The following is a 528-nucleotide window of genomic DNA, read 5'->3' as shown; positions in this document are numbered from 1 at the left end:
GCCCAGCTCCAGCCGCCCATCGGCCAGATAGGCCGCGGTAGCAATGGCTTTCGCCGCCGAGTACGGATCACGCATGGCGGGCAGGTAGACGGTGGTGACGAACATGCACCGGCTGGTCACCAGCGCGAGCGCGCCGATCATCACCCATGGGTCCGGCCAGTCGGTGAACGCCTCCCAGCGCCGCTTTCCGTCCTTGGTGTACGGATACGGCGTGGACAGTGTTTCCAGGTTCACCACATGGTCCGGGATGCCCATTCCGTCGTAGCCGAGGTCGTCTGCGGCCCTGGCCACTTCCACGGCCTCCCGGGTATCCATGAAGGCCAGGCTGACGTAGAACTTCATCCGGCGTCCCGTGCCCAGGCCGGAGTGATGAAGACACCTTCGGCCTCGACGGTGATGCCGTCACCGTCGCTGATGTGGCCCCGGGCAAAGGTTTTGACGCCTTCGGTCCGGTCGATGTAGGCCTCGGCGCGTAGCGGCCCCAGCGGTGTGCCGCGGTTGTATCGGCAGGTGATGGTCCCGGTGTAG

The 528-nt window shown here is 65.9% G+C and carries 2 protein-coding genes; both read right to left on the bottom strand.

Going from position 1 to position 528, the window contains the following annotated elements:
- On the bottom strand, positions 1-342 hold a 342-nt coding region (locus IMZ11_RS43630), incomplete at its 3' end, for an LLM class flavin-dependent oxidoreductase (protein ID WP_228649587.1).
- A partial coding sequence (locus IMZ11_RS43625) for a hypothetical protein (protein WP_228649585.1) occupies positions 339-528 on the bottom strand: 190 nt, incomplete at its 5' end. The genes IMZ11_RS43630 and IMZ11_RS43625, both read right to left, overlap by 4 nt.

This window comes from Microtetraspora sp. AC03309 (assembly GCF_020826795.1).
GTDB classification, from domain to species: Bacteria; Actinomycetota; Actinomycetes; order Streptosporangiales; family Streptosporangiaceae; genus Microtetraspora; species Microtetraspora glauca.
This window is presented reverse-complemented; position numbering and strand designations above follow the sequence as displayed.